Raw genomic sequence first — 23,972 nt, 5'->3', positions numbered from 1 at the left:
TTGCTGTCTCACTCACACTTGTCCCCTTTTCATTGGCCGAGGCGGCGAGTGTCGGGACCGAGGCTGACCCGTATCTGACCGGCCTGCACGTCTGACGCCAATCTGACGCCGCGGGGCGATTGAGCCAGCGCAAGCGCCGCGCGGCGTGAATCGCGATGATCGGATCCCGTGCCCGCCTCCTTCGATTTCTCCGTCTCTCCCTTCGACTGCCTGTCCGCCGACGAACAGCGCCTCGTGCGGGACCATGTCGACGTCGGCTACTTCCGCGAAGGCGCGACGCTGCTCGCGCCCGGCGTGGAGCCGGCCCACCTGTTCGTGGTGATCAAGGGCCGCGTGCAGCAGTTCGACGGCGACGAGTGCGTGGCGAGCTACGGGCCCGACGACTGCTTCGACGGCCGCGCCCTGGTGGCGGGCAAGGCGAGCAGCCGCTTCGTGGCGCAGGAGGAGGTGCTGGTGCACCTCGTCGCGCGGCAGGCGGTGAGCGAGCTGATCTCGCGCAACGCCACCTTCGGCGCGCTGCTGTTCGCGGACCTGTCGCAGAAGCTCAATGCGATCGCCGAGCAGGCCGTCGCGCAGGAGCGCCAGTCGCTGGCGCTGGGACGGGTGGGCGAGGCCTACCTGCGGACCGCCCACGCCGTCGACGCCGACGACGACATCGTCTCGGTGGTGAAGGTGTTCCAGGCGCGGCACACCGGCAACGTGCTGGTGCGCGACGCCCGCGCGCAGCCGCCGCGCACGGGCGTGTTCACCACCACCGGCCTGCAGCGCGCGGTGCTGCAGGGCACGCCGCTGGAGCGGCTGCCGGTGCGCGACTTCGCCACCTTCGAGCTGGTGACGGTGCGGCCGCAGGATTCGCTCGTGGAGGCGCTGGCGCTGATGATCCGGCACCAGGTGCACCGGCTCGTGGTGATGGACGGCGAGCGCGTCGTCGGCTTCCTGGAGCAGCTGGACCTCCTGAGTTTCCTCTCCAACCACTCCTACCTGATCACGGTGCAGATCGTGCAGGCCGAGGACCTCGCCGCGCTCGCCCGCGCGGCGGAGCAGGTGACGCGCCTGACCGCGCTGCTGTGGCGCGGCGGCGCCAAGGCCGGCGCCATCGCGCGCCTGGTGGGCGAGCTCAATGCCAAGCTGTTCGAGCGGGCCTGGGCGCTCATCGCGCCGCAGGACCTGTTCGAGAACAGCTGTTTGTTCGTGATGGGCAGCGAGGGCCGCGGCGAGCAGCTCCTCAAGACGGACCAGGACAACGGCCTGGTGCTGCGGGACGGCTACGACTGCCCGCACGACCTGGCCGCGATCTGCCAGCGGTTCTCCGACGCGCTCACCTCCTTCGGCTACCCCGAATGCCCGGGGCGCATCATGATCAGCAACCCGCAGTGGCGCCAGCCGGCCGAGGCCTTCGGCCAGATGGTGCGGCGCTGGCTGCTGATGCCGGACGCCGAAAGCCTGATCGCGCTGGCGATCTTCATCGATGCGCGCCCCGTGTGCGGCGACGCCGCGCTGCTCGCGCAGGTGCGCGCCGAGGTCGACCGGCTGCTCTCCGACAGCGACGCGCTGCTCGCGCGCTTCGCCGCGGCGATCGACGCCTTCGAGCAGGAAAGCGGCTGGTGGAACCGCCTGTTCTTCCTCGGCGACGGCGACAAGGCGCTGGACCTGAAGAAGGCCGGCATCTTCCCGCTGGTGCACGGCGTGCGCAGCCTCGCCTTCGAGGCGCGGCTGGCCTGCACCGGCACGGTGGAGCGCATCGAGGCGCTGTGCGCGATGGGTCGGCTGCCGCGCGGCGTGGGCGCGGAGCTGGTGGACAGCCTGCACTTCTTCATGGGCCTCAAGCTGCAGGCCGGGCTGGATGCCAGGGGCGGGAGCAACGGCCGCCTGATCCACGTCGAGTCGCTCACCAGCCTGCAGCGCGACCTGCTGAAGGACGCGCTGGCCGCGGTCAAGCGCTTCCAGGCGATGCTGCGGCACCGCTACCGGCTGGACATGCTGTGAGCGCCGCACGGCCGCCCGAAGGCGCTCGCCCCCTCCGCTTGCGGAGGGGGGAGGCGGAGCACGCGGTGCGGAGCCTGGGGGAGGATATCCATTGACCTGGCTGGGCGCGCTGAAGCGCGAGTGGATGCTCTACCACTTGGGGGACGAGCGCTTCCGGTTCATGTGGGATGCGCCGCCGCCCGGCGAGTGGGTGGCGCTCGATTGCGAGACCACGGGCCTCAACGTGCACCGCGACGAGATCATCTCCGTCGGCGCGGTGCGCATCGTCGGCGACCGCATCCTCACCAGCGAGCGGCTGGAACTGCTGGTGCGCCCGAGCCGGCGCCGCATCTCGGCGGACAGCGCGCGCGTGCACGGCCTGCGCGAACGCGACGTGCAGGAGGGCCTGGATTCCGACGAGGCCATGATGGCGCTGATGCGCTTCATCGGCAGCCGGCCGCTCGTGGGCTACTACCTCGAGTTCGACCTGGCGATGATCCACCGCGCCATCTTCCCGCTGCTGGGGATGGGCCTGCCGCAGCGCAGGTTCGAGGTCTCGGCGATGTTCTACGACTGGAAGCGGCGACAGCTGCCGCCGTACCAGGAGCCGGCGCAGATCGACCTGCGCTTCGCCACCATGATGAAGGCGCTGGACCTGCCCATGGAGTCGGCGCACGACGCCCTGAGCGATGCGGTGATGGCGGCGCTCGCCTTCGTCAAGCTGCGCCACCTGCTCGAGGATGCCTGACCGGGTGCTTTGTCTAGGGTAAACCCCTAGGCACCAAACTGCTTGTTCCGGATGCCAATGTGCACTATGCTGCGTTTTCTTGATGCAGATCAAAAGCATTTTGGTGCAGCAGCAACCGGAGAAGCCCTTGTCCCTCCCCGCCCCCGACACCCCGGTCGATTACCAGACGCATCCCTCCCGGTACCGCCACTGGAAACTGTCCTTCGAAGGGGCGGTCGCCCGACTGGTCGCCGACTTCGACGAGAACGCCGGCCTGCGCCCCGGCTACAAGCTCAAGCTCAATAGCTACGACCTCGGCGTCGACATCGAGCTGAACGACGCCGTCAACCGCATCCGCTTCGAGCACCCCGAGGTGCGCACGGTGGTCTTGACGAGCGCCCGCGACAAGGTGTTCTGCTCCGGCGCCAACATCTTCATGCTGGGCCTGTCCAGCCATGCCTGGAAGGTGAACTTCTGCAAGTTCACCAACGAGACCCGCAACGGGCTGGAAGACTCGTCGCGCTACAGCGGCCTCAAGTTCCTGGCCGCGGTGAACGGCGCCTGCGCCGGCGGCGGCTACGAGCTGGCGCTCGCCTGCGACGAGATCATCCTGGTCGACGACCGCAACAGCGCCGTGAGCCTGCCCGAGGTGCCCCTGCTGGGCGTGCTGCCCGGCACCGGCGGCCTCACGCGGGTCACCGACAAGCGCCACGTGCGGCACGACCTGGCCGACATCTTCTGCACCACCGCCGAAGGGGTGCGCGGCCAGAAGGCGGTGGACTGGCGCCTGGTCGACGAGGTGGTGCGGCCGGCGCAGTTCGCCGCCCGCGTGCAGGAGCGTGCGCTGCAGCTCGCCGAGGGCAGCGACCGGCCTGCCGGCGCCAGGGGTGTGGAACTGACCCCGCTGGAGCGCACCATCGAAGCCGACGCGCTGCGCTACTCCGCCGTGAACGTGGAGATCGACCGCGCCCGCCGCATCGCGACCCTCACGGTGAAGGCGCCCGCCGCGCCGGTGGAGGGCGAGATCGCAGCCATCGAGGCGCAGGGCGCGGCCTGGTACCCGCTGCGGCTCGCGCGCGAACTGGAGGACGCGATCCTCCTGCTGCGCACCAACGAGCCGGACATCGGCACCTGGCTGCTCAGGACTGAGGGCAAGGCGGAGCACGTGCGCTCCATGGACGCCGCGCTGCTGGCCCACGGGGGCCACTGGTTCGTGCGCGAGACCGTCGGCTACCTGCGCCGCACCTTCAGCCGCCTCGACGTTTCCAGCCGCAGCCTGTTCGCCCTGATCGAGCAGGGCTCCTGCTTCGTGGGCAGCCTGCTGGAGCTGGCGCTGGCCTGCGACCGCAGCTACCAGCTGGCGCTGCCGGACGATCCCTCGTCGGCGCCGACGATCGAGGTCGCCGAGACGAACTTCGGCCTCTACCCCATGGCCACCGGCCAGAGCCGCCTGGGCCGCCGCTTCTACGACGAGGCGCCGGCGCTGGCCGCGGTGCGCGCGCGAGCCGGCGAGCCGCTGGACGCCGCCTCCGCCTTCGCGCTCGGCCTCGTGACGAGCAACCCCGACGACATCGACTGGCCCGACGAGATCCGCCTCGCGATCGAGGAACGCGTCGCGATGAGCCCCGATGCGCTCACCGGCATGGAGGCGAACCTGCGCTTCAACGGCCCCGAGACCATGTTCACCCGCATCTTCGGCCGGCTCACCGCCTGGCAGAACTGGATCTTCCAGCGCCCCAATGCCGTGGGCGAGAAGGGTGCCCTCAAGGTGTACGGCAAGGGCGACCGCGCCGCCTTCGATTTCAACCGCGTCTGACCCGAGGAGCGAGACATGAGCACGATCAACTACAGCGAGAAGATCCCGAACAACGTCAACCTGAGCGAGGACCGGGCGCTGCAGCGCGCGCTGGAGCAGTGGCAGCCCAACTACCTGAGCTGGTGGCAGGACATGGGCCCGGACGGCAGCCAGAACTTCGACGTCTACCTGCGCACCGCCATCAGCGTCGACCCGGAGGGCTGGGCCCAGTTCGGCCACGTCAAGATGCCCGACTACCGCTGGGGCATCTTCCTCAATCCGCCGGAGCAGGACCGCAAGATCCACTTCGGCGACCACCTCGGCGAGGCCGCGTGGCAGGACGTCCCCGGAGAGCACCGCGCCAACCTGCGCCGCATCATCGTCACCCAGGGCGATACCGAGCCGGCCTCGGTGGAGCAGCAGCGCCACCTGGGCCTGACCTGCCCGAGCCAGTACGACCTGCGCAACCTGTTCCAGGTCAACGTGGAAGAGGGCCGCCACCTCTGGGCCATGGTGTACCTGCTGCACAAGTACTTCGGCAAGGACGGCCGCGAGGAGGGCGAGGCCCTGCTGGAGCGCCGCAGCGGCAACCAGGACAACCCGCGCATCCTGCAGGCCTTCAACGAGCAGACGCCCGACTGGCTGTCCTTCTTCATGTTCACCTACTTCACCGACCGCGACGGCAAGTTCCAGCTGTGCGCGCTCGCGGAATCGGCCTTCGACCCGCTGTCCCGCACGACGAAGTTCATGCTGACCGAGGAGGCGCACCACATGTTCGTGGGCGAGTCGGGCATCAGCCGCGTCATCCAGCGCACCTGCCAGGCGATGAACGAGCTGAAGACCGACGACCCGAAGACGCTGCGCGAGGCCGGCGTAATCGACCTGCCGACCCTCCAGCGCTACCTGAACTTCCACTTCAGCGTCACCATCGACCTGTTCGGCGCCGACGAATCGAGCAACGCCGCCACCTTCTACAGCTCCGGCCTCAAGGGCCGCTTCGAGGAAGGCAGGCGCGCGGATGACCACCAGCTGCGCGGCCAGACCTACAGGGTGCTGAACGCGGCGGACGGCAAGCTGGTGCAGAAGGAAGTGCCGATGCTCAACGCGCTCAACGAAGTGCTGCGCGACGACTACATCAAGGACAGCATGGGCGGCGTGGCGCGCTGGAACAAGGTGATCGAGAAGGCCGGCATCCCGTTCCGGCTGGTCACGCCGCACAAGGCCTTCCACCGCAACATCGGCGCGCTGGCCGGCGTGAAGGTCTCGCCCGAAGGCGTGGTGGTGAGCGAGGCGGAGTGGAACGCGAAGAAGGACCAGTGGCTGCCCAGCGGGGCCGACCGCGCCTTCGTGGCGAGCCTGATGGGCCGCGTCGTCGAGCCGGGCAAGTTCGCCAACTGGATCGCGCCGCCGGCGCTGGGCATCAACCGCCAGCCGGTGGACTTCGAGTACGTGCGCTTCGCCTGAACGGCGGGGCAGGGGCCAGTCATGGATGCATCGGACGTCATCTTCCTCAAGCAGCACCTGATCGATCCGGAGATCTGCATCCGCTGCAACACCTGCGAGGCGACCTGCCCCACCAAGGCGATCACGCACGATTCGCTCAACTACGTCGTCGACGCGGCGCTGTGCAACCTGTGCATGGCCTGCGTCCCGCCGTGCCCCACCGGCAGCATCGACAACTGGCGCACCGTGCCCAGGGCGCGGCCGTACACGCTGGAGGAGCAGTTCGGCTGGGAGTCGCTGCCCGAGGCGCTGTCCGAGGCGGAACTCGCCGAGGCCGCCGGCGGTGCCGCGCCGGTCGAGGTGCCGCCGACGCCGGGAAGCAGCGCCCCGGCGGCGGAGATCGATCCGGAGGCTTCGACCTTCCGCAGCGCCGACTGGGGCGCCACCGTGCCGCCCTGGTCGGCCGCGCATGCGTTCACCAACCTCTACGGCCCGAAGGCCCCCGCGAAGACGCTGGCCGCCACGGTCACCGGCAACCACCGGGTCACGGAGGTCGGCCGGGAGTACGACACCCACCACATCGTGCTGGACTTCGGCGGCACGCCCTTCCCGGTGCTGGAAGGCCAGAGCATCGCCATCGTCCCGCCCGGCGTCGACGGCAACGGGCGCCCGCACCATCCGCGCCAGTACAGCATCGCCAGCGCGCGCAACGGCGAGCGCCCCGGCTACAACAATGTCTCGCTGACCATCAAGCGCGTGCTGCAGGACCACGAGGGCCGCCCGGTGCGCGGCGTGGCCAGCAACTACATGTGCGACCTGAAGGTGGGCGACACGGTGGAAGTGATCGGGCCCTTCGGCGCCAGCTTCCTGATGCCCAATCACCCGAAGAGCCACATCGTGATGATCTGCACCGGCACCGGCAGCGCGCCGATGCGGGCCATGACCGAGTGGCGGCGGCGGCTGCGCAAGTCGGGCAAGTTCGAAGGCGGCAAGCTGATGCTCTTCTTCGGCGCCCGCACGCCCGAGGAACTGCCTTACTTCGGGCCGCTGCAGAACCTGCCCAGGGACTTCATCGACCTCAACCTCGCCTTCAGCCGCGTGCCCGGCCAGCCCAGGCGCTACGTGCAGGACCTGATGCGCGAGCGCGCGGCGGACCTGGGGCCGCTGCTCGCCGACCCCAACGCGTACTTCTACGTCTGCGGCCTCAAGGCCATGGAAGAGGGCGTGGTGATGACGCTGCGCGACGTGGCCGCCGCCGCGGGGCTGGACTGGGACACCGTGGGTGCGGCGCTGCGCCGCGACGGGCGCCTGCACCTGGAGACTTATTGACCCTGCGCGGGGATCGGAGCTGGCCCACAATCCCGCCATGCACATCCAGATCCCGGCGCCCGACGCCTACCAGGAAATCCGCGAGGCCCTGCGCGACCTCTGCGGCCGCTACGACTCCGCCTACTGGCAGAAGGTCGACGCCGAGCGCGGCTATCCGGAGGCCTTCGTGGACGCGCTCACCGAGGCGGGCTGGATGGCCGCGCTGATCCCTTCCGACTACGGCGGCTCCGGCCTCGGGCTGGCGGAGGCCTCCGTGATCATGGAGGAGATCAACTTCTCGGGCGGCAACTCCGGCGCCCTGCACGGGCAGATGTACAACATGAACACGCTGCTGCGCCACGGCTCGCCCGCCCAGAAGCAGCAGTACCTGCCCGGCATCGCCAGCGGCAAGCTGCGCCTGCAGTCCATGGCCGTGACCGAGCCGACCACGGGCACCGACACCACGCAGTTGAAGACCACGGCGGTGAAGAAGGGCGACCGCTACGTGGTGAACGGGCAGAAGGTGTGGATCTCGCGCATCCAGCACTCCGACCTGATGATCCTGCTGGCGCGCACCACGCCGCTGGCCGAGGTGAAGAAGAAGAGCGAGGGCATGAGCATCTTCCTGGTGGACCTGCACCAGGCCATCGGCCGTGGCATGACGGTGCGGCCGATCCCGAACATGGTGAACCACGAGACCAACGAGGTGTTCTTCGACAACCTCGAGATCCCGGCGGAGAACCTGATCGGCACCGAAGGGCAGGGCTTCAGGTACATCCTGGACGGCCTGAATGCCGAGCGCACGCTGATCGCCGCCGAATGCATCGGCGACGCCTACTGGTTCGTGAACAAGGCCCGCAAGTACGCCGGCGAGCGGGTGGTCTTCAACCGTCCCATCGGGCAGAACCAGGGCGTGGCCTTCCCGATCGCGGAGGCCTACATCGAGACCGAGGCGGCCAACCTGATGCGCTTCAAGGCCTGCTCGCTGTTCGATGCCCACAAGCCCTGCGGCGGCGAAGCGAACATGGCCAAGTACCTGGCCGCCAAGGCCTCTTGGGAAGCCGCCAACGTCTGCCTGCAGACGCACGGCGGCTTCGGCTTCGCGCACGAATACGACGTGGAGCGCAAGTTCCGCGAGACCCGCCTGTACCAGGTGGCGCCGATCTCGACCAACCTGATCTACGCGTACGTCGCCGAGCACCTGCTCGGGCTGCCGCGCAGTTTCTAGTGCGGGTCCGCCGCCCCTGTCAGCCACGGCCGCGGGCGCAGTTGCCCCGGCGGTGCCGGTGTACGCTCGCCGCGATGGAACTTCGCCAACTGCGTTACTTCGTGCGGATCGTGGAACTCGGGAGCATGAGCCGCGCGGCCATCGACCTCGAGGTGGTGCAGTCGGCGCTGAGCCAGCAGATCGCGCGCCTCGAAGGCGAACTGGCGACGCGGCTGCTGCAACGCAGCTCCAAGGGCGTCGCGCCCACCGAGGCGGGGCTCGCCTTCTTCCGCCAGGCCCAGCTGGCGCTGCGCCACGCCGACGAGGCGGCGCGCGCCGCGCAGCAGTCGCGCCTGTCCGGCAGCGTCAGCGTGGGCCTCGCGCCGACCACCGCCTCCGTGCTGGGCCTGCCCCTGATGCGCGCGGTGCGCGACCGCTACCCGGACGTGCGGCTGCACATGGTGGAGAGCCTGTCCGGCCACCTCTCGGGAATGCTCAACGCGCGGCAGCTCGATCTGGCGGTGCTGTTCGACACCGACCCCGGGCGGCGCTGGAGCGTGACGCCGCTGGTGGAGGAGAAGCTGTACTTGATCCGGGCCCGCCAGGGGCAGCGGGAGCCGCTGCCGGCGAAGATCCGCCTCGCCGCGCTCGGCGAACTGCCCCTGATCCTGCCCAGCGGTCCGCACGGGCTGCGCGCGACGCTTGACGCCGCCTTCTCGGGCCGGCGCCTGCGGCGGCTGCGCCCGATGGAGATCGATTCGCTGGCGCTGGTGATGGACGCCGTGCGCGCCGGCCTCGGCGCCACCATCCAGCCGCGCGCCGCGCTGGCGCGCTGCGAGGACGCGGAGGAGGCCTTCGAGCTGGCCGAGATCGCCGATGCCCGCGTGCGGCGCCTCAACTCCCTGTGCAGCCTGTCCGACGACGAACTCTCGCCGGCGGCCCTGGCGGTGCGGGTGGCGCTGGCGGAATGCGCGCGCGAGCTGGTCGCCGCCGGTGACTGGGCCGGGGCCCGGCCGAGCCATCACGATCCGTGATACCGGGCTGAGCGGACGCGCCTGGCAGGTGCCGGCGATGTCGCCTACAGTCCGGCGATGCACGACGTCCTGGTCATCGGGGGCGGCAACGCCGCCCTCTGCGCAGCACTCATGGCCCGCGAAGCCGGCGCCAGCGTGCTGCTGCTCGAAGCCTCGCCGCGCGAATGGCGCGGCGGCAATTCCCAGCACACCCGCAACCTGCGCTGCATGCACGACGCGCCGCAGGACGTGCTGCTCGAGTCCTATCCGGAAGAGGAGTTCTGGCAGGACCTGCTGAAGGTCACCGGCGGCAACACCGACGAGCCCCTCGCCCGGCTGGTGATCCGCGCCTCGGCCACCTGCCGGCCGTGGATGCGCAGGCACGGCGTGCGCTTCCAGCCCTCGCTCGCCGGCACGCTGCACCTCTCGCGCACCAACGCCTTCTTCATGGGCGGCGGCAAGGCGCTGGTCAACGCCTACTACCGCAGTGCGGAGAACCTGGGCGTGGAGATCCGCTACGAGTCCCCGGTGGACCGGCTGGAACTCCGCGAAGGCCGCTTCGTCGCCGCGCATGCCGGGGGACGCCGCATCGAAGCGAAGGCCTGCGTGCTGGCCTGCGGCGGCTTCGAGTCCAACCGCGAGTGGCTGCGCGAGGCCTGGGGGCGCAACGAGCGCGGCGAATGGCCGGCCGACAACTTCCTGATCCGCGGCACCCGCTTCAACCAGGGCGTCCTCCTCAGGCACATGATGGAGCAGGGCGCCGACATCATCGGCGACCCGACGCAGGCCCACTGCGTCGCGATCGACGCCCGCGCGCCGCTCTACGACGGCGGCATCGTCACCCGGGTCGACGCCGTTTCGCTGGGCGTGATGGTCAACCGCGACGGCGAGCGCTTCTACGACGAGGGCGAGGACTTCTGGCCCAAGCGCTACGCGATCTGGGGCCGGCTGGTCGCCCTGCAGCCGGGGCAGATCGGCTACTGCATCATCGACAGCAAGGCGATCGGGCGCTTCATGCCGCCCGTCTTTCCCGGCGTGAAGGCGAACACCCTGCCGGACCTGGCCCGCGCGCTGGGCCTTCCCGAACGACGCTTCATGCAGACCCTGGACGCCTACAACGCCGCCTGCCGCGTCGGCAGCTTCGACCACACCGTGCTGGACGACTGCCACACCGAAGGCCTGGCGCCGCCCAAGACGCACTGGGCCCGCCCGATCGACCAGGCGCCCTTCTTCGGTTACGCGCTGCGGCCGGGGATCACCTTCACCTACCTGGGGCTGCGGACCGACGACCGGGCGCGGGTGCATTTCGACCGGCGGCCGAGCGACAACCTCTTCGTGGCCGGCGAGATGATGGCCGGCAACGTGCTGGGCAGGGGCTACACCGCCGGCGTCGGCATGAGCATCGGCACGGCCTTCGGCCGCATCGCCGGCACGCAGGCGGCGCGCGCCGCGCTCGGGGAGGCCGCGCATGCAGTCGCTTGACGCCCTCGCGCGCGAGGCCGTGGCCCTCGCCAACGGCGCCGCCGTCGCGGAGGTGGCGCGGCAGATGCAGATCTGCAATGCCTGCCGCTATTGCGAGACCTTCTGCGCCGTCTTCCCCGCCATGACACGCCGGCTGGAGTTCGGCGCCGCGGACGTGCACTACCTGGCCAACCTGTGCCACAACTGCGGCGCCTGCCTGCACGCGTGCCAGTACGCGCCGCCGCACGAGTTCGCCGTCAACGTGCCCCGCGCGATGGCGCAGGTGCGGCGCGAGACCTATGCGGACTACGCGTGGCCGCACGCGCTCGGCGCGCTGTACCGGCGCAACGGGCTGGTGCTGGCGCTCGCCACCGCGGGAGGGCTCGCGCTGTTCCTGGTCCTGCTGCTGGCGGCGCGCGGCACGCTGTCGCACGCGCCGCTGGCGGGCGACTTCTACGCGGTCTTCCCGCATGCGATGCTGGGATGGATGTTCGGCGCCGCCTTCCTGTTCGCCGCGATCGCGCTGGGCATCGGCGCCGCGCGCTTCTGGCGCGGGCAGGCCCCCGGCGCGGTGAGCGGCCCGGCGGCGGCCGAGGCCGCGCGCAACGCCCTCGCGCTCACCTACCTGGAGGGCGGCCACGGCGACGGCTGCAACGAGCAGCACGATGCGTTCACGCGGGCGCGCCGGCGCTTCCACCACTTCACCTTCTACGGCTTTCTCCTGTGCTTCGCGGCGACTTGCGTGGCGACGCTGTACCACTACGCCCTGGGCTGGCATGCGCCCTATCCGCTCGCGAGCGTGCCGGTGCTGCTCGGCACGCTTGGCGGCATCGGCCTGCTGGTCGGGCCGGCCGGCCTGCTGTGGCTGAACCTGCGGCGGCACCCGCTGCACGGCGACCCCCAGCAGCGGCCCATGGACCGCGCCTTCACCGTGCTTCTGTTCGCGACCAGCCTGACCGGGCTGGCGCTGCTCGCGCTGCGCGCCACCGGCGCGATGGGGCTGCTGCTGGCGGTGCACCTGGGGACCGTGCTGGCGCTGTTCCTCACGCTGCCCTATGGCAAGTTCGCGCACGCGGTGTACCGGGTCGCGGCCCTGCTTAAATTTTCCATCGAGCGCCGGCGGCCGAACCGGCTGCAGCTTGGGAGCGACTAGGGCGAAACCCGGTTTCGTCCCGATGTTTGACTTGCCGCAATCGGGTGGCCCGCTTGATGCTTGACGATAGGCTGACACGAACGCCAAGGGGACCAGCCATCATGTTTGCCTCGTCTCGTTTCGGACTCCCGTTGCCGAATCGCGCCGATCCGCGTCCGGGCGAATTCGGCGCCGGCCAGGACGGCGAGAGCGATGCGTCGCGTCGCGTCACGGCCGCCGTGCTGTTCCCGCGCGGCCGCCCGGGCGCGTGGCTGCTGCTGCTGGCCGCTTCGTACGCGTACGTGATCGTGCAGGCCTCGCTGACGCGCCTGTCCTGAAAGCGGGAGTCCTTGCCGAAGATGGGAGCGTGCCCCACCGGGTGAAGTGACCCGGTCTTGGCCCCCATGTTGCCCAGCACAAAAAAAGGGTTCTTTTCACCGACTTCCGGGGAGAACAAAAGAAGCGCGGCCGATGGCTACCACCGTTCGCCGGTTGCCTCCGACCCGGACCAGGACGTGACCGTCCGCCTCTGCGACTGTCCCCCGGCGCGGATGAAAAGAGTGCCCCCCAGTTTGGCGCCGCGCCCGCGCCTCCTCCTGATATTGTTTCCACCGCTCCCGCCGCGCTGAGGGAGCCCGGGCGGATGCCCCCGTTCTCCTCCTTCGGCGAAAAGCCTGTCATTAAGAGTGGGGGCCACCCGGATTCGACGCAGTAGCTCGAATGGTGTCTTGGGGCACCGCCGGCCGCCGCCGGTGGTGACCTCGCATATCAGGATGTGCCAGTCGAATAGCGCGCTATCACGGAAAGCTCGCAGGTGAAATTGAAGCTCGGCGTGGACATCAGCAAGGCGAAGTTCGACGTTGCGTTGCTGCTGGACGGCAAGAAATATCGCTCCAAAGTGTTCAGCAACACTGGCGCCGGCTTCCGGGCGCTTCTGGAGTGGATAGCGTCCAACGTGCCCGGCGGACAGGCCAACGTTCACGTGTGCATGGAAGCCACCGGCGTGTACCACGAGAGCCTGGCGCTGTTCCTGCACGAGCAGGACATTGACGTCTCGGTGGTCAATCCGATGCTGGTCAAGAGGTTTGTCGAATCTGAAGGGGCTCGCTCCAAGACCGACAGCGCCGATGCGAAGGCGCTGGCGCGGTATGCCGATCGCACCCAGCCCGAACTCTGGCAGGCGCCGTCTCCAGCAGTGAGAAAGCTGCAAGCGCTCGTGGGCCGGCTGGAGACCTTGAAGGGGATGCGGCAGGCCGAAGACAATCGTCTGGAGGTGGCCCACGAGGCTGTGCGCTCCTCGCTGCTGGAGATCATCTCGCAGCTAGACGCAAGCATCGAGGAGGTGCGCGCGCAGATCCGCCAGACGATCAACGACGATCTGGATCTGAAGTCGCGCCGCGGTCTGCTGGAGACCATTCCCGGCCTGGGGGACAAGACGATTCCGCAGCTGCTGGCGTACATCGGCCGCCCGGAGCGGTTCAAGAGCGTCAAAGCGCTCATTGCGCATGCCGGCCTGGCGCCGATGATTCAGCAGTCGGGCTCTTCGCTGAACAAGAAAAGGGGCACTCATCCCATGGGCCACGAGGCGCTGCGGCATGCCCTTTACTTCCCAGCGATGGTCGCGGGCAAATACAACCCCATGATCGCCAGATTCTGGCAGCGCCTCAAAGAGCAGAACAAGCCGGGCAAGGTCATCGTTGTGGCGTGCATGCACAAGCTGCTGGCCATCGCCTATGGCGTGCTGAAGTCGGGCAAGCCGTTCGACCCGGCCAGGTCGCTTGCCACACCGACTTGACAACCACAATGGTGTCTTTATGTCGCCGAGTCGGACGGTCACGCCCTGGTCCTCCGTGGCGCGGGCGCGAGCGCACCGTCCATCCCAGTCGCAGAGACGGACAGACACGGCTGGTCCGGCCCGAGTGGCGCGACGTTCACCGAACACGGCTCCCAGCGGTTGCCGGTCGCACGTCAGCCCATCGCGACAACCTCAACTTGGCAGTGATGGCCATCGGCCGCCTTCCCTCGGTTTCCCCGCCAATCGGTGAAGAACCAAAAAAAAGAGCCCGGCGCATCGCGCCGGGCTTCATAGCGGGCTCGGCTTGCACCCCAGAGCCCGTCCCCACGACATCAAACAGAACCGGTCCAGTTGTGTTGAATTTATTTCGTCACAACTGTTTCAAGAAGTGTCATCGATCACAGACCGTTTGACCAGCCCGCCGGAGCTATTTTTTTAGCCGTTCATCCGTCTGGAGGGGCGCTGCCCATGAAAAAGCCCCGCGGCGCGGGGCTCGGGAGGTGCGCGAGGGGGTTCAGCCCTGGCGCTGGATCAGCGTGAGGCGCTCTTCGGCGGTCTGGCTGCCGCTGCTGGCCGTGATCCGCAGGTCATAGCGCGTGCCCGGGATCGGCAGCCCGCCGCGCGGGGTGATGGCTGCGCCGAAGTAGCCGTTGCGATCCGCCTGCACGGTCTGGTCCGCGACCGGCTGGCTCACTCCGAGCAGGCCGGCGACATTCGCCACCGAGTCGACCTGCACCCGCACGTTGGCGTAGGGCACGGTGCGGCCGTGGATGGACAGGTTCCCGCCCGCGTCGATCACCATGTTGTTGCTGTGGCTCGTGATCTGCAGCGGCAGTTCGGTGCCGCCGGCGCCGCCGACGCGGTCGCCCGGGACCACGTCGAAGGACCAGGTCTTGGTGGTGGCGTTGCCGGCCTGGTCGCGCACCGTCAGTTCGGCGCTGTAGCGTCCCGGGTCGAGGTCGGCGCGGTAGTGCACTTCCTCGGGCGAGACGCGGGCGTCGGCGGTGACGTCGCGGCCGTTGAGGTGCAGCCGCACGGAAGCCGGGTCGATCCCGGTGCCCTCGTCGGACAGGTGGGCCCGCAGGTTCAGGCGCCCGCGGTCGCTGATGCGCTCGCCGTTGGCGGGCGTCAGCTCCGAGATCTGCGGCGCGCGCTCGTCACGGCCAGCGCCGAAGTCGCGGTCCTCGCCGCGCACGTCCACGCGGGCGGTGGCGCGCTGGTTGCCGCTGCGAAGCGTCGCCACGGCGTTGCGGAAGGCGTCGACGTCGTCGCGCCGGCGGATCGTGTAGGTGCCTTCGTAGACGCCGGGCCGTACCTCGGACAGGTCGACCCCGCGGATCACGCCGGGGATGTCAAGCCAGGCGTCGCCGCCGGGCGCGCCGACCAGACGGAAGCGCAGCTCACGCCCCGGTTCGAGCCGGCCGCCGGAACGCATCACGAAGCGCTCGATGCCGGGCGCCTGCGCCGGCGCCGCACCCATGGTGGCAAGCGCCTTGAACGAGGGCGGGAAGTCGAACTGGCGTGAATAGTTGCGGTCGCCGAAGGTCACGCGCGCCGTCATCAGGGTGGTGGGGTCGATGCGGTCGCTGCGGCGCACCACGTACGAGCCGGTGTAGTTGCCGGCGGTCTGCTGGCGCAACGCCACCGTCGGCCCGTTCTGGCCGAGCGTCACGCTGGCGCGGCGCGCGTTGGGCGTGCCATAGACCTGCAGGCGCAGCGTGGCTCCGGGCGAGAGCCCGGAGTCCGAGTTGAGGGACATGTTGGTGACCTGCGGCGCGGCCGCCGCGGCGCGGGTCTGCGCCTGCACGGGCTGCGCGACGAAGGTCACGGCGACGGGCGCGAGCAGCAGGGCGGCCAGCGCGGTGGATTTCAGGAAGGCTTTCATGGCGAGTCACCTCCGACAAGTTTCAGGGAGTTCCCCTGCAACTTAGGCGGCGCAGCTCGACGGAGATGTAGGAGCCGGACCGCAGCCCTTGCCGGCCGCGGTGGCTGAAGCATGTCAATGCCGGTCGGCGGGCGGGCGGGCGCCGGGTGCGGGCAGCGGGGACTCCAGGGGCAGCTCGCTGGCCGAGCCGGCCTGGAAGGTGGTGACGCGCGTTTCCTCCCCCATGTCGCCGAAGAAGCGTTCGGCGGCCTCGCCCTCGGCGACCTGCGCCCGGTACCAGGCGATGGCGCCGGCGCCCAGCACCAGCAGCACGATGCCACCCCAGGAATGCAGGTAGGCGGACAGCCCCAGCAGCACGACGCTGGCCAGGACGATGGCGGCGATGTAGCGGGCGGGACGGTTCATGGTGGGCACGAGGGGCACCATGGTAGCGGGGGCCACGCTCAGGGGAAGTAACGGGCCGCGTCCGGCGCCCTCAAGGCACCGGCTGCGGTTCGGTGTCGCGGGCCGGCGGTTCCGCCGTGCCCTGCCGCCCCGGGGCGCGCCGGCCCATGTCCTGCGGATCGTCCAGCGAAGTCATCGCGTTGACCAGCTTCTGGACGCCCGGCATGCGCTGGACCTGGTCCAGCAGGCCGTCGCGCTCCTTGGCCAGCACGCGGCCGCCGAGGCGCACCGTGCCTTCGTTGACGCTCACGTCGATGGCGCCCGGGTAGCTCACCAGCCGGCCGAGGCGGGTCTGGATCCGGTCGCGCAGGTCGGCGTCGCTCTGCGGGTCGGCGCGGGTGGCCTGGTGGTAGGCGCGCAGGCGCCGGCGCGCCTGCCGCCGTTCCTGCGGCAGGCCGCTGCGCACCAGTTCGGCCAGCAGCCGGCGGCGCTGGGCGCCCAGCTCCGGATCCAGGTAGTACATGGCCAGCGCGCCGGCCGCGATGGCGCCAAGGGTTTCGATGGGCCTCATGGTTTGCTCCGCTTCGCCTGGGACGGGTTCAAGCATAGGTGGATTCGCGCCGCGGCGCGGTGGGCAGGAGGGTCACGCTGGTCGCCTGTTCGAGCCTGGCCAGCAGCGCCTGCAGCGCGAACCCGTGCTGCCGCCACAGCGCCATGAAGCGCCGGTCGTGGTCCGATTCCAGCCAGTACTCGGGATCGCGCAGCCACAGCGCCTGCTGCGCGCCCAGGAAATTGAGGATCCGGTTGTGGACCGCCAGCACTTCCGCCATGTCGCCGGCCAGTTCCGGGAAGCAGGCCCGCCGGACGCAGCAGGCTTCGTCGAGCGCCGCGGCGGCCTCGGGCGGCTCGCCCTGGAAGACCGCGGCCAGGCGCTGGGCGCAAATCCAGGCCGAATAGCGCTGCAGCGCCCGCAGCAGCCGTTGCGCCTGCAGGCGGCGCAGGTCCTGGCGGCGCCGGTGGCGGGCCAGCACCCAGCTCAGGACGGCGATCGCGGCCAGCAGGGCGACCAGCCAGATGCCCAGGTAGAGAGGGGTGTCCATCGGGTTCCCCTGCTTCAGGCGGCGCGCCGGGCGCGGCCCGCTTTCGTTGGGGTGGCCTTCTTCGCGGCGCTGCCGGTGGCCCGCCTGCGCGGCGCACTGGCGGCGACCGCCCGTTCCTCGCGCGGTGCCGATCGCGCCGGCGCCTTGCGCGCCACGGCCTTGCGGGCCGGCGCCGGGGCCGGCTTCGCTCCGCCCTTCAGGCTGCGGCGCAGCAATTCGGTCAGGTCGATGACGTCCGCGCCCTGGGCTTCCGGCGCTTCCTCCAGCGGCTCCACGGTCGCCGTGTCGCCCGCCTTCGCCTTGGCCTCCACCAGCTTCATGATGGCGTCGTGGAAGTCGTCGCGGAGTTCGTCGGCGCGCCAGTGGCCGCTCATCTCCTCGATCAGGTGCTTCGCCATCTTCAGCTCGGTGTCCTTGATCCCGGCGGACTTGCCTTCCGGCGGCAGGTCCAGGGCCTCCCAGGAGCGGATCTCGCCGCCCCAGCGCAGCAGGTTCAGCACCAGCGCCGGGCCGCAGGGCAGCAGCACCGCCAGGTGCTGCTTGCCGTGGATCACGACCCGGGCGAGGCCCGCCTTGCCGGTCTGCTTCAGTGCCTCGCGCAGCAGCGCGTAGACCTTCTCCCCCTTGTTGATGGGGGCCGTGAAATAGGGCTTCTCCAGGTAGACGAAGGGCACGTCGGCCACGTCCACGAAGGCCTCGATCTCGATGGTCTGGGTGGTGCGCGGGTAGGCCTCGGCGATTTCCTCGGGGAACAGCACCACGTAGTGCCCCTTGCCGTAAGCCACGCCCTTGACGACGTCTTCCTTGTCGATCTCCCGGCCGGTGCGCTTGTTGATCCGCTTGTAGCCCACCGGGTCCAGCGTGCGGCGGTCGAGCCAGTCGAAATCGACGTCGCTCTCCTCCGTGGCCGAATGGAGGCCGATCGGGATGTGGACCAGTCCGAACGTGATGGCGCCCTTCCAGAGGGACCTCGTGGAGGTCTTGGCCATGCCCTTGGTATCTGCCATTGAAATCCGTGGGTGGGTGTCTCCCGTCGAGTGTGCAAAGCTGCCCGGCCGCAGGCTGTCGGACACGCGCCGACGGACGTGTAGGCGAGCGCCCCCGGGGCGCGGGCGGGGCTTCAGTAGCGCGCGGGGAACAGGCGTGCGAACCAGCCGCGGCGCGGGGCCGGGCCTTCGGGCGTGAGTTGCTCCGCCCGGGCCTGCCAGCGGCGCGCGAGGCGGGCGAAGGTGGCACGGCAGCCGGGGGCGAAGCACTCCTGGCGCCCCAGCGTGTCGAAATTGCGGGCGATGCGGCGAGCCAGCAGCAGCCGATGCGCCGGCGCCGGGTTCTGCATGTAGGCCGCCATCAGGGAGAGCGTCGCGACCCAGAGGGCGCGGCTTGCCTGGGCAAGCTGAGGCGCCGGGGAGAGGGGGGACTCGACCGGCGCCGGGTCGGCGGGGAGGTCGGCGGGGAAGGAGGAGGGCGAAGACCGCGCGTCCTGCAGGGATGACATGGCGGCCATCCTAGGAGCCGCGCCTGGGGGGGCCTGTCGGCCCGCAACCCCTGGCGATCGGCGCGCGGTCCTACCCCCGGCCGCGTCAGGCGCGGGGAGCCTCGGAGGCGCCGGAGGAGGCGCGGGCGTGGCGCTTCTTGCCGGCGGCGCGGGCTTCTTCGCTGGTGAATTCGTGGGCGTGGCCGCTTTGGTGCGCCGCACGACCACCCAGGCTGGCGATCTCGCGCTGGCGCTGCGGATCCATCGCGGCGAAACCGCGCAGCGACTTCTTCGGGGCGGGCTTCAGGGAGTCGGTATCGTGGACGGTCTGTTCCATGGGGTCCTCGTCTAGGTTGGGGTCTGCGAACGCGGGGCGCTCGCCCTTTGTCCTGGGGGTTGCGTCGCCGGCTTGATGGGCGTCAGGTCAACGCAACGGCAGAGTCTGTGCGCATTGCGCAGGGAGTCGTGTAGGACGATGCCTCTAGCTATGTCGGTGAGGTCCTGCGCGCGTGAGCAAGCGATGGAAGGTCGCAGCGGAGGATGTTCTAGACTCGCCGCATGAAAGCGGAGAGCCTCCCGGCGCCGGCCACGTCCGCCGAACGAGACTGGGTCGAGGGCGAACTGGTTCGCAGCCTGATGCGGACCCAGCGCAGCACCCAGTGGCTGGCGCTGACGCTGGTCGCCATCGTGGTGGGCATCCTGTGGGACGACAACTACCCGGTCCTGGTGCTGTCCTGGATCGCGCTCTGGGCGGCGGTGGCCTTCTGGCGGCTGTGGGTGATCCAGCAGTACCAGAACGAGGTGCGCACCCGGTCCACCGAGGACCAGATCGCCTTCTTCCGCCGCCACCGGCTCGTCTGGCCCATGTCCGCCCTGGTCTGGGGCCTCATGACGCAGCTCTATTTCGACCGGGCGCCGCTGGGGGACCAGTACATCTGCTGGCTGGTGCTGGCCGGACTGGCCATGTTCTCCGTCAACAGCCTGTCGGCGCGGGTGCGCGTGATGCGCGCCTACCTGGACCTCCTGGCCGGCACCGCCCTGGCCCTGATGGCGTGGCGGATGGTGGTGGAACTGCGGCTGCAGGGGCCCACCTATCACTGGTGGGTGGCCCTGCTGCTCCTGATCTTCTGGCAGGTGCTGCGCCACTCCGGTCAGCGCCTGCATGCCACGCTGCGGCGCAATTTCGAGCTGCAGTACCGCAACATGCAGCTGATCGAGTCCCTGACCCGCCAGACCCAGGCCGCCCTGGACGCGGTGGAGATCAAGAACCGCTTCCTGGCCAGCGCCGCCCACGACATCCGCCAGCCGGTGCACGCCCTGGGGCTCTATGCCGACTGGCTCGGCAGCGAGCCGGAACTGGTGCACGAACTGGCGCCCAAGATCGTAGACGCCACCAAGGCGGTCAACCAGCTGTTCGACTCGCTGTTCGACGTGGCGCGGCTGGACTCCGGCAAGGTGAAGCTGAACATCGAGGCGGTGGACGTGGCCAAGCTGCTGCGGAACCTGGAACTGCAGTACCGGCCCCTGTGCGAGGCCAAGGGGCTGCGGTTCCGGCTCCACGTCTGTCCCGGCACGGTGCGCTCCGACCCGATCCTGCTGCAGCGGATCGTGGGCAACCTGATCTCCAACGCGGTGAAGTACACGCCCCGGGGCGGGGTCCTCGTCGCCTCGCGCTCCACCCGTGCGGGCCTGCGCATCGAGATCTGGGACACCGGCCTGGGCATCGCGCCGGCGCACCAGCGGGAGATCTTCCGGGAGTTCTACAAGGTGCCGGGCCACGCCGGCACCGAGGACGGCTTCGGGCTGGGCCTCTACATCGTGGCGCGGCTGACCCACATCCTGGGCCACCCGCTCACCTTCACCTCCAGGGTCGGGAGCGGGACGGTGTTTCGGCTGTCGCTGCAGCCGACCGACCCGCCCGCGGCGAGCGAGCGGGCGGTGGCCGTGGTGGCGCAGATGTTTCCCTCGCGGGACGGAGGCGGCTAGCTCAGCTGGCCAGCAGGCCGTGCGTGCGGGCGAAGTGGATGGTCTGGGTGCGGCTCTTCACGCCCAGGCGGCGGAACAGCCGCCACAGGTGCACCTTCACGGTGTGCTCGCTGATCCCCAGTTCGTCGGCGATCTCGCGGTTGGACAGGCCGCGATCCAGCATCACGATCAACTGCTTCTGGCGCTTGGACAGCTTGCTGTCGGTGGGGGCCAGTTCCTCGAACTGGCCGTCCGCGGACAGCAGCGCGCGCAGCGCGTTGCCGATCTCCAGCCCGCCCGAGGACTTCTCGATGTAGATGTCGGCGCCGGCCTCGATGCAGGCCTCCTCCGCGTCCGAGGAGGGCGAGGCGGAGAGCACCGCCAGCGGCGTTTCGGGGAACAGCTTCTTCAGTTCGTGCACGCCCGACGTGCCGGTGGTGTCCGGCAGCTTCAGGTCCAGCGTGATCAGGTCGGGCGCGCCGTGCTGCTTGACGGCCGCCTCGATGCCGCCGAGGCGATCGAGTTCGATGACGTTGGCGCCGGGTCGCATCCGGCGCAGGAGCATCACGACGGCTTCCCGCATGAGGGGGTGGTCGTCGATGACGTACATGTTCATGATCTGGCTCAAGGTTTTCTTCCCTGTTACTGCACCCTGAAGGATACAGCTTTAACCCTGAAGAAGTCCGCGCTAACTCCTTAGTTCCCGGAGTCCGCGAGTTCCTTCAAGGCGGCGTGGACCTGCTCGGATGAGACGCCGGCGGCCGGCGCGGCCTTGCCGTCCTGCGGCAAGGCCTGCGAGGCCTTCAGCCCTGCGATGAACTGCCCGGCCTCCTTCGGCGAGGCGAAACCCGCGCTCTGCAGCAGCAGGCGTCCCTGCGCATCGACGAACTTGAAATAGAACAGGCCGTCGGCCTCGCGGTACTGCTTGAAGGCGGGCAGGCTGGCCCTGGCCTTGTCCTTCTTCGTGCCGCCGGGCACGTCGGCCAGGTTGCGCAGGCCCACGGCCTGGCGCAGTTCGCGGATGAAGGGCGTGGCGCGGCCACGCGCCTTCGCCGCGCCGGCCTGCAGGATGCGCTCGAGCTCCTGCGGATGGTTCACGAGGTGCTCGTGCTTCTCGCGCATGGGCGCGATCTCGCGGTCGATGCGCTCGAACAGCAGTTGCTTGGCATCGGACCAGGCGATCCCTGCGGCGTAGGCTTCGCGCAGCTTCTGCGTCTCTTCCGCGGAAGCGAAGGCCTGGTAGATCTGGAACAGCGCCGAGCCTTCCGTGTCCTTGGGCTCGCCGGGCGCGCGCGAGTCGGTCACGATGGAGAAGATCTGCTTGCGCACCTGGTCGCGAGGGCTGAACAGGCCGATCACGTTGTCGTAGCTCTTGCTCATCTTCCGGCCGTCCAGGCCGGGCAGCAGCGCCACCGACTCGTCGATCTGCGCCTCCGGCAGCACGAGGTGCTCGCCATAGAGGTGGTTGAAGCTCTGCGCCATGTCGCGCGCCATCTCGATGTGCTGCACCTGGTCGCGTCCCACCGGGATGCGGTGCGCCTTGAACATCAGGATGTCGGCGGCCATCAGCACGGGGTACATGAACAGGCCCATGGTGACCTCGGCGTCGACATCGACGCCGGCGGCCGTGTTCTTGTCCACCTGCGCCTTGTAGGCGTGGGCGCGGTTGAGCACCCCCTTGCCGGTGACGCAGGTGAGCAGCCAGGTCAGCTCCGTGACCTCCGGGATGTCCGACTGGCGGTAGAAGAAGACCTGCTCCGGGTCCAGCCCCGCGGCCAGCCAGCAGGCCGCGATCTCCAGCGTGGAGCGCTGGATGCGCGCCGGCTCGTCGCACTTGATCAGCGCGTGGTAGTCGGCGAGGAAATAGAAGTTCTCGGTGCCGGGGCGGCGGCTCGCCTGCACGGCGGGCCGGATCGCGCCGACGTAGTTGCCCAGGTGGGGCGTGCCGGTCGTGGTGATGCCGGTGAGGAAGCGAAGGGGAGCGCCCATGTCAGTGCAGCAGGAAGGTCAGCGGAGTCAGCAGCAGGTCGAGGATCCAGTAGCCCACGGCCATCAGGGGACGCAGCCAGTAGTTGCTGAGGATCCCGAGCAGCACCAGCCCCATCACGATGAAGAAACCCCAGGGCTCGACGCGGCTCAGCGAATAGGCCTGGCGCGGCGGCAGCAGGCCCACCAGCACCCGGCCGCCATCCAGCGGAGGCAGGGGGAACAGGTTGAAGGCCCACATGACCAGGTTGACCAGCACGCCGGCCTTGGCCATGGAGAGGAAGAAGCGCTCGTTGAGCCCCAGGGCGACCAGCAGCGTGAACAGCAGCGCCCACAGGATCGCCTGGATGAAGTTGGAGGCGGGCCCGGCGAGCGCGACCCAGACCATGTCGCGCTTCGGATGGCGCAACTGGCTGAAGTTGACCGGCACCGGCTTGGCATAGCCGAAGAGGAAGGCCCCCGAGGTGGCGAAGTACAGCATCAGCGGCATCAGCACGGTGCCGATGGGGTCGATGTGCTTCAACGGGTTGAGCGTCACCCGGCCCATCATGTAGGCGGTGTTGTCCCCGAAGTGGCGCGCGACGTAGCCGTGCGCCGCCTCGTGCACGGTGATCGCGAAGAGCACCGGCAGGGCGTAGATCAGGATGGTCTGGATGGTGCTGTTGTCCACGGCGGCATTGTCTCAGAGCGGCTTCACAGGCCCAGGGCGGCCGGATCGCCGCGCCCGTGGCGCAGCACCAAGGCGGCCCCGCCGGTGTGCATGGGGGTGAGGTCCACCACCGTGGTGGGCTGGTCGGGGCAGGGGCCGGAGCCGATCACCGCATCGAGCAGTTTCTCGAAGCGGCGGCGGATCTCCTCCGGTTCGTTGAGCGGTTCCACGTCGTCCGGCGCGATGAGGGTGGTGGCGAGCAGCGGCGCGCCATGGGCGTCCAGCAACTGCTGCAGCACCCGGTGGTCCGGCACGCGGATGCCGATGGTCTTGCGCTGCGGATGGCTCACCCGCCGCGGCACCTCGCGGGTGGCGTCGAGGATGAAGGTGTAGGCGCCGGGCGTGATCGACTTGAGCAGGCGGTACTGCTTGTTGTCCACGCGGGCGTAGTTCGACAGCTCGCTCAGGTCGCGGCACAGGATGGTCAGGAGGTGCTTCTCGTCGACCCGGCGGATCTGGCGCAGGCGGTCGGCCGCCGACTTGTCGTCCAGGTGGCAGGCGATGGCGTAGCTGGAGTCCGTGGGCACCGCGATCACGCCGCCGCCATTGAGGATCGCCACGGCCTGCTTCAACAGGCGCGGCTGCGGGTTGTCCGGGTGCAGCTCGAAGAATTGGGCCATTGC

The 23,972-nt window shown here is 69.5% G+C and carries 23 protein-coding genes; 12 read left to right on the top strand and 11 right to left on the bottom strand.

Annotation, left to right across the window (positions count from 1 at the left end):
• The first annotated feature begins 168 nt into the window (after positions 1 to 168).
• The 11 genes from JJ685_RS25725 to JJ685_RS25675 all read left to right on the top strand — a co-directional run bounded on the left by JJ685_RS25725 (position 169) and on the right by JJ685_RS25675 (position 13,846).
• Positions 169 to 1,986: a DUF294 nucleotidyltransferase-like domain-containing protein gene (locus tag JJ685_RS25725; RefSeq protein ID WP_201677226.1), complete on the top strand. Its 1,818-nt coding sequence runs from the start codon at positions 169 to 171 to the stop codon at positions 1,984 to 1,986.
• A 91-nt stretch (positions 1,987 to 2,077) separates the two neighbouring features.
• Positions 2,078 to 2,713: a 3'-5' exonuclease gene (locus JJ685_RS25720; protein WP_408015497.1), complete on the top strand. Its 636-nt coding sequence runs from the start codon at positions 2,078 to 2,080 to the stop codon at positions 2,711 to 2,713.
• A gap of 82 nt (positions 2,714 to 2,795) precedes the next feature.
• The gene (gene boxC / locus JJ685_RS25715) at positions 2,796 to 4,508 is read left to right on the top strand and encodes a 2,3-epoxybenzoyl-CoA dihydrolase (RefSeq protein WP_201677274.1); all 1,713 of its coding nucleotides are present in this window, start codon (positions 2,796 to 2,798) and stop codon (positions 4,506 to 4,508) included.
• A gap of 15 nt (positions 4,509 to 4,523) precedes the next feature.
• On the top strand, positions 4,524 to 5,951 hold the full coding sequence (gene boxB / locus JJ685_RS25710) for a benzoyl-CoA 2,3-epoxidase subunit BoxB (RefSeq protein WP_201677225.1): 1,428 nt from the start codon (positions 4,524 to 4,526) through the stop codon (positions 5,949 to 5,951).
• A 21-nt stretch (positions 5,952 to 5,972) separates the two neighbouring features.
• Positions 5,973 to 7,259 carry a benzoyl-CoA 2,3-epoxidase subunit BoxA gene (gene boxA, locus JJ685_RS25705; protein ID WP_201677224.1) on the top strand — a complete coding sequence of 429 codons (1,287 nt, stop codon included), beginning with the start codon at positions 5,973 to 5,975 and terminating at the stop codon, positions 7,257 to 7,259.
• Between the two features lie 37 nt (positions 7,260 to 7,296).
• Positions 7,297 to 8,466, top strand: coding sequence for an acyl-CoA dehydrogenase family protein (locus tag JJ685_RS25700; RefSeq protein WP_201677223.1), 1,170 nt, complete (start codon positions 7,297 to 7,299; stop codon positions 8,464 to 8,466).
• 74 nt (positions 8,467 to 8,540) lie between these two features.
• A complete protein-coding gene (locus tag JJ685_RS25695; RefSeq protein ID WP_201677222.1) occupies positions 8,541 to 9,479 on the top strand; it encodes a LysR substrate-binding domain-containing protein in 939 nt (312 codons plus the stop codon).
• 57 nt (positions 9,480 to 9,536) lie between these two features.
• A complete protein-coding gene (gene tcuA / locus JJ685_RS25690) occupies positions 9,537 to 10,940 on the top strand; it encodes an FAD-dependent tricarballylate dehydrogenase TcuA (RefSeq protein ID WP_201677221.1) in 1,404 nt (467 codons plus the stop codon).
• Positions 10,927 to 12,072 carry a tricarballylate utilization 4Fe-4S protein TcuB gene (gene tcuB, locus JJ685_RS25685; protein WP_201677220.1) on the top strand — a complete coding sequence of 382 codons (1,146 nt, stop codon included), beginning with the start codon at positions 10,927 to 10,929 and terminating at the stop codon, positions 12,070 to 12,072. The genes tcuA and tcuB overlap by 14 nt, the downstream gene beginning before the upstream one ends.
• A gap of 131 nt (positions 12,073 to 12,203) precedes the next feature.
• On the top strand, positions 12,204 to 12,389 hold the full coding sequence (locus JJ685_RS25680; protein WP_201677219.1) for a hypothetical protein: 186 nt from the start codon (positions 12,204 to 12,206) through the stop codon (positions 12,387 to 12,389).
• 494 nt (positions 12,390 to 12,883) lie between these two features.
• The gene (locus tag JJ685_RS25675) at positions 12,884 to 13,846 is read left to right on the top strand and encodes an IS110 family RNA-guided transposase (protein ID WP_201677218.1); all 963 of its coding nucleotides are present in this window, start codon (positions 12,884 to 12,886) and stop codon (positions 13,844 to 13,846) included.
• 514 nt (positions 13,847 to 14,360) lie between these two features.
• Here JJ685_RS25675 and JJ685_RS25670 read toward each other — a convergent pair.
• The 7 genes from JJ685_RS25670 to JJ685_RS25640 form a co-directional block, all read right to left on the bottom strand.
• Positions 14,361 to 15,731: a hypothetical protein gene (locus tag JJ685_RS25670; protein ID WP_201677217.1), complete on the bottom strand. Its 1,371-nt coding sequence runs from the start codon at positions 15,729 to 15,731 to the stop codon at positions 14,361 to 14,363.
• 114 nt (positions 15,732 to 15,845) lie between these two features.
• A complete protein-coding gene (locus tag JJ685_RS25665; protein WP_201677216.1) occupies positions 15,846 to 16,136 on the bottom strand; it encodes a hypothetical protein in 291 nt (96 codons plus the stop codon).
• Positions 16,137 to 16,206: 70 nt separating this feature from the next.
• Complete coding sequence (locus tag JJ685_RS25660) at positions 16,207 to 16,686, bottom strand: BON domain-containing protein (protein WP_201677215.1); 480 nt, start codon at positions 16,684 to 16,686, stop codon at positions 16,207 to 16,209.
• 28 nt (positions 16,687 to 16,714) lie between these two features.
• Entirely contained in the window at positions 16,715 to 17,215 is a 501-nt protein-coding gene (locus JJ685_RS25655; protein ID WP_201677214.1) for a hypothetical protein, read from the bottom strand.
• A gap of 14 nt (positions 17,216 to 17,229) precedes the next feature.
• On the bottom strand, positions 17,230 to 18,222 hold the full coding sequence (gene ku / locus JJ685_RS25650) for a non-homologous end joining protein Ku (protein WP_201677213.1): 993 nt from the start codon (positions 18,220 to 18,222) through the stop codon (positions 17,230 to 17,232).
• Positions 18,223 to 18,335: 113 nt separating this feature from the next.
• Complete coding sequence (locus JJ685_RS25645; protein WP_201677212.1) at positions 18,336 to 18,710, bottom strand: hypothetical protein; 375 nt, start codon at positions 18,708 to 18,710, stop codon at positions 18,336 to 18,338.
• An 85-nt stretch (positions 18,711 to 18,795) separates the two neighbouring features.
• Positions 18,796 to 19,026 carry a KGG domain-containing protein gene (locus JJ685_RS25640; RefSeq protein ID WP_201677211.1) on the bottom strand — a complete coding sequence of 77 codons (231 nt, stop codon included), beginning with the start codon at positions 19,024 to 19,026 and terminating at the stop codon, positions 18,796 to 18,798.
• Between the two features lie 221 nt (positions 19,027 to 19,247).
• Between JJ685_RS25640 and JJ685_RS25635 the strand changes: the two genes are divergently transcribed.
• Positions 19,248 to 20,675: a sensor histidine kinase gene (locus JJ685_RS25635; RefSeq protein ID WP_201677210.1), complete on the top strand. Its 1,428-nt coding sequence runs from the start codon at positions 19,248 to 19,250 to the stop codon at positions 20,673 to 20,675.
• A gap of 1 nt (position 20,676) precedes the next feature.
• On the opposite strand, the gene JJ685_RS25630 is transcribed toward JJ685_RS25635, so the two are convergent.
• The 4 genes from JJ685_RS25630 to JJ685_RS25615 form a co-directional block, all read right to left on the bottom strand.
• Positions 20,677 to 21,270 carry a response regulator transcription factor gene (locus tag JJ685_RS25630; RefSeq protein ID WP_201677273.1) on the bottom strand — a complete coding sequence of 198 codons (594 nt, stop codon included), beginning with the start codon at positions 21,268 to 21,270 and terminating at the stop codon, positions 20,677 to 20,679.
• Between the two features lie 80 nt (positions 21,271 to 21,350).
• Complete coding sequence (locus tag JJ685_RS25625; RefSeq protein WP_201677209.1) at positions 21,351 to 22,643, bottom strand: tryptophan--tRNA ligase; 1,293 nt, start codon at positions 22,641 to 22,643, stop codon at positions 21,351 to 21,353.
• A 1-nt stretch (position 22,644) separates the two neighbouring features.
• On the bottom strand, positions 22,645 to 23,310 hold the full coding sequence (locus JJ685_RS25620; RefSeq protein ID WP_201677208.1) for a site-2 protease family protein: 666 nt from the start codon (positions 23,308 to 23,310) through the stop codon (positions 22,645 to 22,647).
• Positions 23,311 to 23,333: 23 nt separating this feature from the next.
• Complete coding sequence (locus JJ685_RS25615) at positions 23,334 to 23,969, bottom strand: L-threonylcarbamoyladenylate synthase (protein WP_201677207.1); 636 nt, start codon at positions 23,967 to 23,969, stop codon at positions 23,334 to 23,336.
• Between the last annotated feature and the right edge of the window lie 3 nt (positions 23,970 to 23,972).

The organism is Ramlibacter monticola (assembly GCF_016722785.1).
GTDB lineage: Bacteria > Pseudomonadota > Gammaproteobacteria > Burkholderiales > Burkholderiaceae_C > Ramlibacter > Ramlibacter monticola.
The sequence above is the reverse complement of the archived record's forward strand: the minus strand, read 5'-3'. Positions and strand labels throughout refer to the sequence as shown.